At 65.4% G+C, this 13,401-nt stretch carries 15 protein-coding genes and 1 tRNA gene; 8 read left to right on the top strand and 8 right to left on the bottom strand.

The window, feature by feature from the left end:
* Positions 1-269: 269 nt before the first annotated feature.
* The 5 genes from gatB to M2437_RS18040 all read right to left on the bottom strand — a co-directional run bounded on the left by gatB (position 270) and on the right by M2437_RS18040 (position 5,177).
* Entirely contained in the window at positions 270-1,742 is a 1,473-nt protein-coding gene (gene gatB / locus M2437_RS18060; RefSeq protein ID WP_015951442.1) for an Asp-tRNA(Asn)/Glu-tRNA(Gln) amidotransferase subunit GatB, read from the bottom strand.
* A 309-nt stretch (positions 1,743-2,051) separates the two neighbouring features.
* Complete coding sequence (locus M2437_RS18055; protein ID WP_015823312.1) at positions 2,052-2,939, bottom strand: cation diffusion facilitator family transporter; 888 nt, start codon at positions 2,937-2,939, stop codon at positions 2,052-2,054.
* Positions 2,940-3,012: 73 nt separating this feature from the next.
* Positions 3,013-3,276 (bottom strand): hypothetical protein, encoded by a 264-nt coding sequence (locus tag M2437_RS18050; protein ID WP_056118228.1) that lies wholly within the window; start codon positions 3,274-3,276, stop codon positions 3,013-3,015.
* 32 nt (positions 3,277-3,308) lie between these two features.
* Positions 3,309-3,557 (bottom strand): hypothetical protein, encoded by a 249-nt coding sequence (locus M2437_RS18045; protein ID WP_253388262.1) that lies wholly within the window; start codon positions 3,555-3,557, stop codon positions 3,309-3,311.
* A gap of 66 nt (positions 3,558-3,623) precedes the next feature.
* On the bottom strand, positions 3,624-5,177 hold the full coding sequence (locus M2437_RS18040; protein WP_253389643.1) for an FAD-dependent oxidoreductase: 1,554 nt from the start codon (positions 5,175-5,177) through the stop codon (positions 3,624-3,626).
* On the opposite strand from M2437_RS18040, the gene queA reads away from it, so the two are divergent.
* The 3 genes from queA to tgt are packed head-to-tail and all read left to right on the top strand — an operon-like array spanning position 5,176 to position 8,269.
* Positions 5,176-6,282, top strand: a complete 1,107-nt coding sequence (gene queA, locus M2437_RS18035; RefSeq protein ID WP_015951447.1) for a tRNA preQ1(34) S-adenosylmethionine ribosyltransferase-isomerase QueA — start codon at positions 5,176-5,178, stop codon at positions 6,280-6,282. The genes M2437_RS18040 and queA overlap by 2 nt on opposite strands.
* Positions 6,279-7,121, top strand: a complete 843-nt coding sequence (locus M2437_RS18030; protein WP_253388261.1) for an aminoglycoside adenylyltransferase domain-containing protein — start codon at positions 6,279-6,281, stop codon at positions 7,119-7,121. Before queA ends, M2437_RS18030 begins: the two co-directional genes overlap by 4 nt.
* Positions 7,118-8,269, top strand: coding sequence for a tRNA guanosine(34) transglycosylase Tgt (gene tgt, locus M2437_RS18025; RefSeq protein WP_253388260.1), 1,152 nt, complete (start codon positions 7,118-7,120; stop codon positions 8,267-8,269). The genes M2437_RS18030 and tgt overlap by 4 nt, the downstream gene beginning before the upstream one ends.
* Positions 8,270-8,292: 23 nt before the next feature.
* Here the strand turns inward: tgt and M2437_RS18020 are convergent, their stop codons facing one another.
* Positions 8,293-8,550, bottom strand: coding sequence for a hypothetical protein (locus M2437_RS18020; RefSeq protein ID WP_003602368.1), 258 nt, complete (start codon positions 8,548-8,550; stop codon positions 8,293-8,295).
* Positions 8,551-8,751: 201 nt separating this feature from the next.
* Positions 8,752-9,819, bottom strand: a complete 1,068-nt coding sequence (locus M2437_RS18015) for a hypothetical protein (protein WP_253388259.1) — start codon at positions 9,817-9,819, stop codon at positions 8,752-8,754.
* Positions 9,820-9,953: 134 nt separating this feature from the next.
* Between M2437_RS18015 and M2437_RS18010 the strand changes: the two genes are divergently transcribed.
* The 3 genes from M2437_RS18010 to M2437_RS18000 all read left to right on the top strand — a co-directional run bounded on the left by M2437_RS18010 (position 9,954) and on the right by M2437_RS18000 (position 11,522).
* A tRNA-Lys gene (locus M2437_RS18010) sits at positions 9,954-10,029 on the top strand.
* A gap of 181 nt (positions 10,030-10,210) precedes the next feature.
* On the top strand, positions 10,211-11,080 hold the full coding sequence (locus M2437_RS18005; RefSeq protein ID WP_253388258.1) for a hypothetical protein: 870 nt from the start codon (positions 10,211-10,213) through the stop codon (positions 11,078-11,080).
* A 52-nt stretch (positions 11,081-11,132) separates the two neighbouring features.
* Complete coding sequence (locus M2437_RS18000) at positions 11,133-11,522, top strand: hypothetical protein (RefSeq protein ID WP_253388257.1); 390 nt, start codon at positions 11,133-11,135, stop codon at positions 11,520-11,522.
* 59 nt (positions 11,523-11,581) lie between these two features.
* Here the strand turns inward: M2437_RS18000 and M2437_RS17995 are convergent, their stop codons facing one another.
* Positions 11,582-12,181 (bottom strand): hypothetical protein, encoded by a 600-nt coding sequence (locus M2437_RS17995; RefSeq protein WP_253388256.1) that lies wholly within the window; start codon positions 12,179-12,181, stop codon positions 11,582-11,584.
* Positions 12,182-12,319: 138 nt separating this feature from the next.
* Between M2437_RS17995 and M2437_RS17990 the strand changes: the two genes are divergently transcribed.
* A complete protein-coding gene (locus M2437_RS17990) occupies positions 12,320-13,048 on the top strand; it encodes a hypothetical protein (protein WP_253388255.1) in 729 nt (242 codons plus the stop codon).
* A complete protein-coding gene (locus M2437_RS17985; RefSeq protein WP_253388254.1) occupies positions 13,017-13,298 on the top strand; it encodes a hypothetical protein in 282 nt (93 codons plus the stop codon). Before M2437_RS17990 ends, M2437_RS17985 begins: the two co-directional genes overlap by 32 nt.
* Positions 13,299-13,401 lie beyond the last annotated feature (103 nt).

Below are 13,401 nucleotides of genomic sequence, written 5' to 3'. Positions count from 1 at the left end.
GCGAATTGACTTAACGTTGGCCCGAGGGTCGCCCGGCGACCGTCGGGCCAACATCTGCGGTAACGGCTCGAATCCTGATCTGGCTAGAGTTGTATCCGATCGGATTGCATCGAGCCGACGTCTCCAGGTCTCTGTTTCAATGCGCTTTCTTTCGCCGAACCGGCATCCGCTTCGCTGAAAAAGCGATCGAGGTCATCGCGTTGCCGCGCGTTCTTCCGACGAACCGGTGGCCAATTGATCGGAACGCACTCTAGATGCGACCACAGGGCCTACTCGATACCGAGTTTGTCCTTCAGCAGCGCGTTGACCGCGGCCGGATTGGCCTTGCCGCCCGTCGCCTTCATGGTCTGGCCGACGAACCAGCCGAGCAGGGTCGGCTTGGCCTTGGCCTGCTCGACCTTGTCGGGGTTGGCGGCGATGATCGCGTCCACCGCCGCCTCGATGGCGCCGGTATCGGTGACCTGCTTCATGCCGCGGGCCTCGACGATCGCGCGCGGGTCGCCGCCCTCGGACCAGACGATCTCGAACAGGTCCTTGGCGATCTTGCCTGAGATCACGCCGTCGCCGATCAGATCGACGATGGTGCCGAGCTGCTCGGCGGAGACCGGTGTGTCCTCGATGCTGCGCCCCTCCTTGTTGAGGCGGCCGAACAGCTCGTTGATGACCCAGTTCGCGGCGGCCTTGCCGTCGCGCCCGCGGGCGACCGCCTCGAAGTAGTCGGCCGAGGCCCGCTCGGCGACGAGCACGCCGGCATCATAGGCGCTAAGGCCGAAATCCTTGATGAAGCGCGCCTTCTTGGCGTCCGGCAGTTCCGGCAGGCCCGAGGCCAGCGCATCGACGTAGGCCTGATCGAATTCGAGCGGCAACAGGTCGGGATCGGGGAAGTAGCGATAATCGTGCGCCTCTTCCTTCGAGCGCATCGAGCGGGTCTCGCCCTTGCCCGGGTCGTAGAGGCGCGTCTCCTGATCGATCTTGCCGCCGTCCTCCAGGATCGCGATCTGGCGGCGCGCCTCGGTCTCGATGGCCTGACCGATGAAGCGGATCGAGTTGACGTTCTTGATCTCGCAGCGCGTGCCGAGCGGCTCGCCGGGGCGGCGCACGGAGACGTTCACGTCGGCGCGAAGGCTCCCCTTCTCCATGTCGCCGTCGCAGGTGCCGAGATAGCGCAGGATCGTGCGCAGCTTCGTCACGTAGGCTCTGGCCTCCTCGGAGGAGCGCAGATCGGGCCGGGAGACGATCTCCATCAGCGCCACGCCGGAGCGGTTGAGATCGACGAAGCTCTTGGTCGGATCCTGATCGTGCAGCGACTTGCCGGCATCCTGTTCGAGGTGCAGGCGCTCGATGCCCACCGTGATCGACTCGCCCTCGGGCAGATCGACCAGCACCTCGCCCTCGCCGACGATCGGGTCCTTGTACTGCGAGATCTGGTAGCCCTGCGGCAGGTCCGGATAGAAGTAGTTCTTCCGGTCGAACACCGAGCGAAGGTTGATCTGGGCCTTCAGCCCGAGACCGGTACGCACGGCCTGGGCGACGCATTCCTCGTTGATGACCGGCAGCATGCCGGGCATGGCCGCATCGACCAGCGAAACGTGGTCGTTGGGCTCGCCGCCGAATTCGGTCGAGGCGCCGGAGAACAGCTTGGAGCGGCTCGTGACCTGGGCGTGGATCTCCATGCCGATCACGACCTCCCAGTCGTGGAGGCCGCCCTTGATGAGCTTCTTCGGATCGACGCGCTCGGTCATTCTCTTCGACTTCAGTGCCGGCGCCGCCGGATCGGCGCCTGTCCGAGTGTGTAGGGAGCCCGTGCCGGACGGGTCAAGCGGGTGAAGCCGCGCTTGGCCGCGGCGCGGCGAGCGTCACGGCCGGGCCGCTCCCGAAGTCGGGGCCGTCGTCTCGGTCAGCCCGTGATGGCCGAGCACCCGGATCAGGTCGGGCACGAGTTGGCTGAGATCGCTCGCCCAGCATCCGTCGAACGGGTCGTAGGCGTTCCGGTCGCTCGGCGTGGAAGACCCGCTTCAATGCAAGCCGCCTTATCGCGCCCCAAGCCGGCTTCAAATCACGGGCACGCCGCGCAGCTTGGCCTGATCGCCGGGCTCGACATGGATCACCACGACCGCGCCCTCGATCCCCGCTTCGATCACACCCTCCAGCCGGTCGCAGATCGCGTGGGATTCGAACACGGTCATCTCGCCCGGCACGACGAGGTGGAAGTCGATGAAGGTGGCGCTGCCGGCATGGCGGGTGCGCACGTCGTGGGCCTCTAGGGCGCCCTCGCTGTGAGCCGAGATCAGGGCGCGGATGCGCGTGACCATTTCGGGCGAGGCCGCCTGATCCATCAGGCCGTTGATTGAATCGCGCACCATCGTCCAGCCCGACCACAGGATGTTGAGGGCCACCAAGCCTGCCACGACCGGATCGAGCACCGGCGTTCCGGTAGCGAGGACAAAGCCGAGGCCGAGGAGCACGCCGCCCGACGTCACCACGTCGGCGAGGATGTGGCGGGCATCGGCCAACAGGGCGGGCGAGCGCAGCCGCCGGCCGCGCCGGAACAGCAGCGTCGCCCAGACCGCGTTGATGATGGTGGCGACGCCGTTGACAGCCAGACCGAGCGCGGGCGCGTCGAGGGGCTTCGGGTCGAGAATGCCGAAATACGCCTCGCGCAGGATCAGCAGGGCGGCGACGATGACCAGCGCGCCCTCGATCACCGCGGAGAAATACTCCGCCTTGTGGTGGCCGTAGGGGTGATCCTCGTCGGCCGGCTGCGCGGCGACGCGCACGGCCAGGAACGCGCAGGCCGCGGCCACGACGTTGATGATGCTCTCCAGCGCGTCGGAATAGAGCGCGAGGCTGCCGGTGAGCCAATAGGCGGTGAATTTCAGCGCCGTGACGAGCACGCCGACGGCGGCGCTCGCCAGGGCAGCCTTTTCGGTTCCTGTCATGCGGCTCAAGGGGGCGGGGAGGGGACGGCCCCGCCCTTACGATCCGTGGCCCCGGAAGGCCACGGCAAAGGTTTTAGCTCGGGCTATCGCCGTCCCGATCGGCCGCCTGCGCGGATGCGGGCAGGCGTCCGCGGGCGACCTCCTTGGCACGGCTGCGTTCGGCCTTTTCGCGGGCACGCTGCGCCCTGCGGGCATAGTTGCGGCTGATCCAGCCGAAGCTCGCCCGCGCCGACAATTCGTCGAAGCGAGTGGCCTCCCGCTCCCAGTAGCGCACGAGCTGCGCGTCGAGGGTCTCGTGCGGGGGGCGTTTGCCGGTTTCGGTCGTGGTTTCGGTCATGGCGCGAAGATTCCTGTGGCCGGCGGCACGGCTCAAGCGTCCGGCGCGGGTGGCGTGTCGGTCTCCTCGACCAGCAGCGCCTCCGCGTCGCCCCGGAAACTGCCGGGTCGGACATCGCCTGTGGGATGGCCCGGCGTGCCGAAGGGCTCGCTTGGATAGGCTTCCTCGAAACGGCGGCGGGCGTCGTTCGCGTTCTCGGCCTTGAGGGTGATCCGCGGCGTTTCCGGAAGCGGCCAGCGCGGGTCGGCTGGATCCCGCGGGCTGATTGCAAACCATTTCATTGTGGGCGGCGTTCTCCGGCGAATCGCTACCTCAACGCGCGAACAGGCGCCTCGGCTGCACCGCGTTCAGGCCGGTCTGCATTCTTTCAGGTAGTGCGCCGCGGCGTCCCAGTCGGCGGCGCCGGCTGCGAGGCCGACATACCCGTCGGGGCGCACCAGATGCAGGCGCTCCGGCTCGGGGTTCGCTCGTGGTGCGGGCTGAACCAGACCGGGGAAGCGGGCGGCCAGCGCCGTCCCGCGCTCGGCATCGGCCGCGTAGAGGACGAAGCGCGGGTCGGTGCCCGCGCCCGGCGGCGGACCGGCCGCATCTTCCGGCCGCCAGCGCCGGCCGGCGCCGGGCCCGACCGAGAGCGGAGAGGCGGGATAGCCGATCGCGATTTCGCTCATCGTCGCCGCCATCCGGCGCCGCACGGCGTGAAAGCCGAGGAACAGACGCAGGGCGCGGTTGCGGACGGCCTGGGCGAGGGGGTGGGTGAGCGTCGCCATGGCGGTGAGCCATCCGGCATTGCGCAGGACCATCTCGCCGACGGCGTTGCGCTCCGAACTGTAGCTGTCGAGGAGCGATGGGGCGGCCGCGCCGCGCCGCACCAGAGCGAGCTTCCAGGCCAGGTTCACCGCGTCCTGCATGCCGGTATTCATGCCCTGGCCGCCGGCCGGGCTGTGGATATGCGCGGCATCGCCCGCCAGGAACACGCGGCCCCGGCCATACTCCGACACCTTCCGCTCATGGATGCGGAAGCGGCTGAGCCAGACCGGATCGAAGACGCGGAGGCCGGGCCCGGCCCGAGCGGCGACCAGGGCCTGGACCTCTTCCAGCGTCGGATCGGGTCGCGGCCGGCCGTCCGCGCGTCCGACCGTGGCGACCACCCGCGCCCGGCCGCCGGGGATCGGGAAGATCACGAACGGTCCGTCCCGGTGGAAATAGACCGCGATCGCGTCGCCGGGCGGGACCCCCTCGCCGTCGAGGCGGATGTCGGCGAGCAGCCACTCGTCGCCCTGCGCCGTGCCGCGGAAGGGCAGACCGAGCCCGTGCCGCACGGCGCTGTGGGCGCCGTCGCAGCCGATCAGGAAGCCTGTCGCCACCCGTTCCTCGCGCCCGTCGGCGTGGGAGAGCCGTGCCTCCACCCCGTCGGGCGTCTGTGAGAAGCGCGTGAGTTCGACTGCGCGCTCGACCGCGACCCCGAAGCTGCGTAGGTGTTCGGCCAGCAGCCGCTCGGTGTCGCTCTGCGGAATCATCAGCCCGAAGGCGTAGGGGCTGGCGATGTCGGAGAAGTCCGGGCCGCCGAGCACCCGGCCGCCACCGCGCAGCGTCGCGCCGCGGGCGCGCAGGCCCGCCGCGAGGAAGGCCTCGGTGCAGCCCATCCGGTCCATCAATTCGAGGGTGCGCGACCAGACGACGAGCGCCTTCGAGGTCTGCGTCGCCTGAGGCGCGCGGTCGATCAGCCGGATGCTGACGCCGTAGCGCGCCAGCTCGCAGGCGAGCGTCAGGCCGACCGGCCCGGCGCCGACGATCAGCACGTCTGCCATTGCGATGCCTCCGGTGTCATGCTGCTCCGGCCGGCTTCTGCGATCAATCCGCCATTTGCGTCGGACGCCCATCCGTGCTGATGGCCCTGAGATGCGTGTGGACCTGTTCGATTTCGAGTTGCCGGAGGCGGCGATCGCCCTGCGGCCGGCGAGCCCGCGCGACGCGAGCCGCCTGCTCGTGGTGCGCCCCGGCGACCCCTTGGCGGATCGCGGCGTGCGCGATCTGCCCGCCCTGCTCAGCCCCGGCGACGCCCTCGTCTTCAACGACACGCGGGTGATCCCCGCCCGGCTCTCCGGCATCCGCCATCGGGCCGGTGGCTCGGGACAGCGCTGCGAGGCGATGCTGCACCTGCGCGAGGCGCCCGATCGCTGGCGCGCCTTCGCCCGCCCGGCCAAGCGCCTCGCCCCCGGCGACCGCATCCGCTTCGGCAGCGAGGGCGCCAGTGAAGTCTGCGCCCTGTCGGGGCTTGATGCCACGGTTGAGGAGCGGGGGGAGGGCGGCGAGATCCTGCTGCGCTTCGACCTGTCCGGGCCGGCGCTCGACGAGGCCATCGCCGGGCTCGGCGCCCTGCCGCTGCCCCCCTACATCGCGGGCAAGCGGCCCACCGACGCGCAGGACACGACCGACTACCAGACCGTCTATGCCCGCGAGCCCGGCGCGGTCGCCGCCCCCACCGCCGGCCTGCATTTCTCGGACGCGCTGCTCGCGGGCATCGACGCGGCGGGGATCGAGCGGGTCCACGTCACCCTGCATGTCGGGGCCGGCACGTTCCTGCCCGTGAAGGCGGACGATACCGACGCCCACCGGATGCACGCCGAGATCGGCATCCTCGATGCCGCCACCGCCGCGCGGCTCAACGCCGTGCGGGCGAGGGGCAACCGGGTTGTCGCCGTCGGCACCACCGCCCTGCGCCTGCTGGAGAGCGCGGCCGACCCGGACGGCACGATCCGCCCGTTCTCCGGGGCTACCGACATCTTCATCACGCCGGGCTACCGCTTCCGCGCGGTCGATGCCCTGGTGACGAACTTCCACCTGCCACGCTCGACCCTGTTCATGCTGGTCTCGGCCTTTGCCGGCCTCGATACCATGCGCGCGGCCTATGCCCACGCGATCCAATCCGGCTATCGCTTCTACTCCTACGGGGATGCCAGCCTGCTGTTTCCGGAGGGTGCCCCGGTTTCGGAGTCCATCACATGAGCAGCCGGCGCCCACCGCTCCGGGTCGATGTCGCCCGCACCGTCGATCGCTTCCTCGGCCTGATGGCGAGCGAGGGCGGCCCGAAACTGCGCGGCCTCTATCTCGTCGGCTCGGTGGCGCTCGGTGATTTCCGACCGGGCCGCAGCAACATCGATTTTGTCGCCCTCCTCGACGGCCCCCTCAGTGCGGCAGAGACGGACGCGCTGGCGCGGGTTCACGCCGCCCTGGCGCGGGCCGGCGGGCCGCATTTCGATGGCTTCTACCTGCCGATCGAGGCCCTGCGTCACCCGCCGGAGCCCGGCGCCGTCGTGCCCTTCAGCGTGGACGGGCAGCTTCGCAGCGGCGAGCCCTGCCGTGGGGTGAACCCGGCCACTTGGCGGTGCCTTGCCCGGTCCAGCCGTCCGATCCTCGGGGCGACGCCGGCGGCGCTGAACATCGCCGACGACGACGCGACGCTGCACGCCTACGGCCTCGCCCACCTCGAAGCCCATTGGCGCCCCTGGCTCGTGCATCACGAGACCGCGCTGGCCGGCAAGGCGCCCGACGACGCCTGCGATGCGGGGGCCCTGGAATGGGGCGTGCTGGGGGTGGGCCGCATCATCGAGACCCTCGCCAGCGGCCGGATCGTCTCGAAGACCGAGGCCGGACGCCGCCTGACGGCCCTGCTTCCGAAAATCTATCACGAAGCGGTCGAGGACGCCCTCGCGGCCCGTTTCGGCGACTTGGAGGCGGTGTCGCAAGCGACGATGCGGGCCGGCCTCGATGCGATGCGTTTCCTGATCGACGCCGCGCCGGGCTATCACGCCCGCCCCGAGCCTCCCACATCCCCGGACCGATGACCGAACCGCTCGATCCCCCGACCGACTTCTCTTTCACGGTCTCCGCCACCGACGGACAGGCCCGCACCGGCCACATCGCCATGCCGCGCGGAAACATCCGCACGCCGGCCTTCATGCCGGTGGGCACGGCCGCGACCGTGAAGGCGATGTATCCGGAGCAGGTGCGCGATCTGGGCGCCGACGTGGTGCTCGGCAACACCTACCACCTGATGCTGCGCCCCGGCGCCGAGCGGATGGCGCGGCTCGGCGGCCTCCACCGCTTCATGCGCTGGGACGGCCCGATCCTCACCGATTCCGGCGGCTTCCAGGTGATGTCGCTGTCGGCCCTGCGAAAGATCGACGAAGAGGGCGTGACCTTCCGTTCGCATATCGACGGCACCGCCCACCGGATGAGCCCGGAGCGCTCGATCGAGATCCAGGGCCTGCTCGGCTCCGACATCCAGATGCAGCTCGACGAATGCGTGCGCCTGCCGGCCGAGCGGCCGGAGATCGAGAAGGCGATGCACCTCTCCCTGCGCTGGGCCGAGCGCTGCCGCGTCGCCTTCGGCGAGCAGCCCGGCAAGGCACTCTTCGGCATCGTCCAGGGCGGCGACGTGCCGGAATTACGCGTCGAGAGCGCGCGGGCGCTGACCGATCTTGGCCTCAAGGGCTACGCCATCGGCGGGCTTGCCGTTGGCGAGCCGCAGGCGGTGATGCTGGCGATGATCGAGACGGTGGAGCCGCATCTGCCGGCCGGCAAGCCGCGCTACCTCATGGGCGTCGGCACCCCCGACGACCTGATGCAGTCGGTGATGCGCGGCATCGACATGTTCGATTGCGTGATGCCGACCCGCGCCGGCCGCCACGGCCTCGCCTATACAAGGCACGGCCGGATCAACCTGCGCAACGCCCGCCACGCCGAGGACACGCGGCCGCTGGACGAGGCCTCGGACTGCCCGGCGGCGCGGGACTATTCGCGCGCCTATCTCCACCACCTCGTTCGGTCCGACGAGATCCTGGGGATGATGCTGCTGACCTGGAACAACCTCGCCTATTATCAGGCCCTGATGGCCGGCATGCGCGCGGCGATCGCGGCCGGGCGGCTCGCGGATTTCGTGGCCGAGACCAAGGACGGCTGGGCGCGGGCCGAGGCCGCCGCGAAGGGCTGACGGCCAGCCGGCCTGAGCTGGCCTCAGCGCAGGTCGGCGCGCTTCTGGGCCTTGTTGTAGCTGGTGATGGCCGCCTGGCAGCCCGGCGAGAGCTTGGCCTTGTTCTGCTTGAAGCAGGCGCGCACCTCGGTGCTGTCCGGCGCGAACTCGCCGCAATAGCTGAGGTAATCCCCGGTGCAGTACTGCCGCAGGGCGTCGCGGTCCCCCGCCGGTGCCGCCGCCGGGCCGGCCAGAGCCGCGCTCGTGGTGATCATCAGGGCGATGGCTGTGCGTGCGATCATGGGACTCTCTGCAACTCCGATATGACGGCCCCCGTCCGCCCCTGCCTTCGAGGCAGGCGCAGCGGGAGGGGCCGCGGGGTGTAGAGCCTGCCGATCGGGCGAGAGTACGGCCGGCTCGTGGCAGTCCAAGCCACACGGACCAAGCCACTCATGCGCCACGGAGAACCCCCGTTCCGCGGCGCGGTTCATCGAATTTTCGGCCTAAGGCGCGTGCGCCAGAACCCGGTAGGTGCCCTCAGGATCGTCGCGCCCGCTCGCCTGCGCCGCCTTCAGACCGGCCACGATCCGGCCTGCGATCGGCAGCCGGTAATGCAGCGGATCCCAGTAGTTCGCGTCCTGCGTCGTGATCGGCGACGGGATGCGGAAATCGACCACGGTCGCCCCATGGGCCGCGCCGATCCGCGTCACCTGCGCCTTGCAGGCGGCCTCCCGCGCCGCGGCGGGCGAACCGGGCGCCGCCTGCTGCGAGACGTGGACGGGCGGGAAGACCAGAAGCGTCCGGGTCTCGGGCGGGGCCTGCGCCAGGAGCGCGTCGAGCCAGCCAAGCGCCGGCATCGGCGCGTCGGGGGGCGTCGGCCGGTAGCCCGGCACGGCCTCGGCGGCAGCCTGGATCGCCTCAGCGCTGCGGATATGCGCCTGCGCGCGGGCCGCGTCGTACAGCGCCTCGGGCGGGGTGAAGACCGCGTAGCCGTTCCCGGCGAGCCGCGCGCGCACGAGCCCGAGCCGGTACAGCGCGGCCTCGAATGCGGTGCCGAGGCTCTGCCAGTTCACCTGCCGCAGCGCGTCCCACAGGGTGATGCGTCCGTAGAGCCAAGCGGGAAAGGCGCGGAAGGTCAGGCGGCGCTCGGCCGCATCCGGCTCGCACCAGGTCGGGTCGATGCCGAACAGCAGCGTTTTCGGCCGCTCGTGGCGCAGGTAGAGCCGGGCCAATTCGCTCTGCTCGTAGGGGGTCGCCGCATTCATCGACAGGTTGGCGAAGCGGCCCCCGAAGGCGCGGCCGAGATCCGCCGGGTCGAGCAGGCGCAGGGTCGAGGTGCCGAACACCGCCGCATCGTAGGCGCCGCTGCGCGCGATCTGCGGGTACATGAAGCGCTGGTTGCCATCCATCAGCGGCCCCTGCGCCCGCCCCGGCCCGGCCCGCAACCCGTAGGGGTCGAGGGCGGCCACGAAGCCGATGCAGACGGCGCCGAGAACCGCCGCCACAGCCAGGAACAGCTGGACGAAGCGCCGCCATTCCGGCGGCGCGCCCGCCGGGTTCGCTCTCGTCATCGGGTTTCGTATCGACTCAGCAGTTGGCACCATGCGGAAGCCGTGTTGACCCTCCCGGCCCGACCCCCTATTGCGAGCCCCACGTCCCGAGCGCAACCGGCCCGCCCCACGGCGGCCCCGCGCGAACCGGGTGCGAGCGCGTAGCTCAGTTGGTAGAGCAACGGACTTTTAATCTGTAGGTCCTGGGTTCGAGTCCCAGCGCGCTCACCACTCTTTCAATGACTTAGCCATCGAGGCGATAAGCCGCCAGCGCCCTCGGGTAACATTAAGGGTAACGGCGGCCATCCGTTTGCCTGTTGAAATCACCTCTCATGCTCGGAGTGCAATCGACGGCTCCGATTCCAGCAAGTCGCAACCCGGCTTAGGTTGGTCCGTGAAGCACGGATTGAACATGTCGACCGCTAATCCCACACCTGAAAAAGATCAGCCGGTGAACCCGCAGAACGGTATGGCGGCAGCCGATAGGCTGTGGCCCTGGTACGTTGTCACCGCCATCTATATCATCGGCTGCAGCATCATTCTTTTCGATCGTGCGACGGAGTTCGGCGATTTTTTCGAGCCGGCGGACGGTGCTCCTGGTCGCCTGCGGCTCAACGAGATTGGTGACATTGCCGCTGGCATTTTTGCACCTTTGGCCTTTCTTTGGCTATTCATCGCCACTCAGTTGCAGCGCAAGGAACTCCGTCTTCAACATGCCGAGCTGGCCGAAACACGGAATGTACTAGCCGGCCAGCAGTTGGAGCTGGAGAAAGCCGCCGAAGAAAGCAATCGGCAAACGGCAATTATGCGTGATACACTCAAATCCGCAACGACAAGGAGTTCCTACGAGTCGTTTAGCTATATATTGTACTTGATTTGTCGTCGCGCATATTTAGCAAACGATTGGTACTTTAAGACCCGATCAGGCAGTATCCAATTACTTAAGTTTCAACCGGACCTTTACCTCTCAGAGAACGACAATTCTGTCTTGGATACTTTCATTGAAAAACTACACAAAAATATATCCTATTTTCGCAATCGCCATATGACCGATGAAGATACCCCCGTTTTTGAAGACCGAGACACACGAAAAACAATCGCAACGCTGAGATTTCTTTCGGAGTCATTGTCTAATATTACACAAGAATCTGAGTTCAAGCAAAACGATCTCGTGAGATTGCGCATTGAGGGAATTCCATTTGCCTCCCTGATAGACGAAATAAAGTTTTTTGTAGAATGGTGCGATAAATTCGATCCAGATATATTCACGGAAGAGGAATAATCTCGTTAGATGGATGTAGCGCTCCACATCCGGTCTGGGTAGCCGCGGGGAAATGACCGATCCCGCCCGCCTCAACACCCTGATCGAGCGCGTCGCCGATGCCACGGCGCCGGAGCGGAGCCTGTTCGCTGAGGTCTTCGTCGCCTGCGCCGGAAAGCAGCACCCAGACATCAAGGCGCACTTCGCGATGCGGATGGAGGCTCAGGCGTGGATCGAGGCTGCGCTGATCCTGACGACCTGCGCCCTGCCAGGGTGGCGAGTTCAGACGAACACCGGCCGCGGGCCCGGCGAGGTGATTCTGCTTGCTCCGCAGACCGATGATCCACCGGGCTCGGAGCCGAGCGAGCCGGCGCACCATACCGGGGGCGTGGCACTCGCCATACTGGTGGCCGTACTAAAGAAATTATCGATCAGAGATCAGATGCCTTACCGCCCGCGGTGATGCACCAGTCTGGGTCCGGGCTGTTTATCAAGCCGCGGTAGAATGTCAGTGTTATCGTCTTACCGCCGAAAACTCATAAACTGAAAATTAGGCTTTATATCTGCGCTTCTATTGGTCACGGCCGAACCCCAATTCCAGTAATAAATCAGCAGAACGAACAGGCCAATTATAATGGCTATAATTATTCGCTTGGTCCAGACGAAAGTTGCCTCACCCCGCTTGACGCGCTTCCATTCGAATTTGAGAAGCTTCTTAGCCGAGGTGATGAACTCTCCCTCGATAGCTTTAATTTTGTCAGGGGTAAGGTTTGAGTTGTTCCCGGCTATTCCCTCAAAATTCGCCATTGCCCTAATAAGTCGTTTGGCTGGTTTCTCCTTCGGATTAATTCGGAATGTAATGCCATGGCTAGCTTCATTCAGCAGCTTGTAGCTGGAAGAAAGACTGGAGGCATCAACAGTCTGCCCAGACTTCTGCAATCGAACTAAATCCGATATGGCGTTAATTTGCACTAAATAGGCGATAAGGCATTTACGGAGTTCATCAATCCAAGCTTGACGAAACTCTGATACTTTTTGTTCTTTTCCTATTATGAGGCCAAAGAGAGATACAAGACCGGCAATTAAGGCTGCGCCAACCGCACCTACGCTGATGTCGTTCATCGCACCCATTCGAGAAATGCCGTTTCAGTCGGCTCGGATCCATCTCTGTGGCTAAGTCGGATGGAGCTTCCATTAGACGTTGCAGCTGCTCGGTAGGCTTCGCAAGCATGTGCGGCGATTCGGGTGGGGATACGTAGCGTGACCGAGAGATTGGCCTTTCATTTCGATGGTGCATTAGCTGATTCACATAGGATGAATTTCTATGAGTCCGCCCGTTTCCAATATGCAGCGGCCCGTCTCCTAGTTAAGCTCGCCCAATTTCGGAGCAAAGGCAGGTTCGTCAAGAACATTACCAACAAATCAAACTTTGATGTTCAGCTAGTTAGTCAGACAGATGGGTCATTCAACATCAACATAGAAGGGCCAACGCAAAGCTCAACGGAAGAATCTTTCGTAAAAATTCCTCTGGCAGATCTGCTCGCGTTTGTAAGTGAGCGTATTGTCGAGAAGGTAGACGACTCTGCTCTTCAAGGTGTGTCACTTCCTAGCCGTCGGCCGATTGCTGATGCGGCGGCGGATGCTCAGGATCAAGCGACAGCGGTCGATGAATTAGTAGAGGCGGCGATGGAAGATAATTCCATTATCGCCAGCCTACAGCCTCAGACGCGGGAACTGATACGGCGGCGCGTTGCCGAGGTGTATCGGGAAAAAAGGTTGTCAGTCAGTCAGGCGCCCATCTCATTGATCGATTTTGCAAGAAGCCAGAAGCTTATTGCTATGTCTGCCCCCCTAATCAGCGAGATGGCAACGGCTCTTCGTAAAAGCGCCAACACTCTCGAAATCACATCTACAGTCGGGGGGGCAATCTCAACCTGTTCTTTTTTTAGACAGAAAGATGGCTCAAGAGATAGAAACGGCTGTTGTTGATCAAGAAATCACGCCGATCCTCGGAAATATTACACAGTTTAACAAAAAGCATGGCTGGGGCAAACTGGAAGTCGAAGGAAAAATAATCAGCTTCAGCATTCCTTCTAACATACTGCGAACAATCAAACCAAAGCTTATCGACAGCATGAAGAGTGATGTTGTTTTTCTCCAGACATATCAAGTGAAGGATAGGTCCGGAGAGGTAGTCCGCCTTATAGCAGTAGGCATACTGCCAACTCCTGCAGCCTAGCAACATGCGACGTTTATTCGACATCCCCGGACTTATGCGCACCCACAAGGCTAGCGAGCGCTTTCTTCGCCTCGCCGTCCGCGGCCGCGATCTGCTCGTCGAG

It is taken from the genome of Methylorubrum pseudosasae (genome assembly GCF_029504475.1).
GTDB classification, from domain to species: Bacteria; Pseudomonadota; Alphaproteobacteria; order Rhizobiales; family Beijerinckiaceae; genus Methylobacterium; species Methylobacterium extorquens.
The sequence above is the reverse complement of the archived record's forward strand: the minus strand, read 5'-3'. Positions and strand labels throughout refer to the sequence as shown.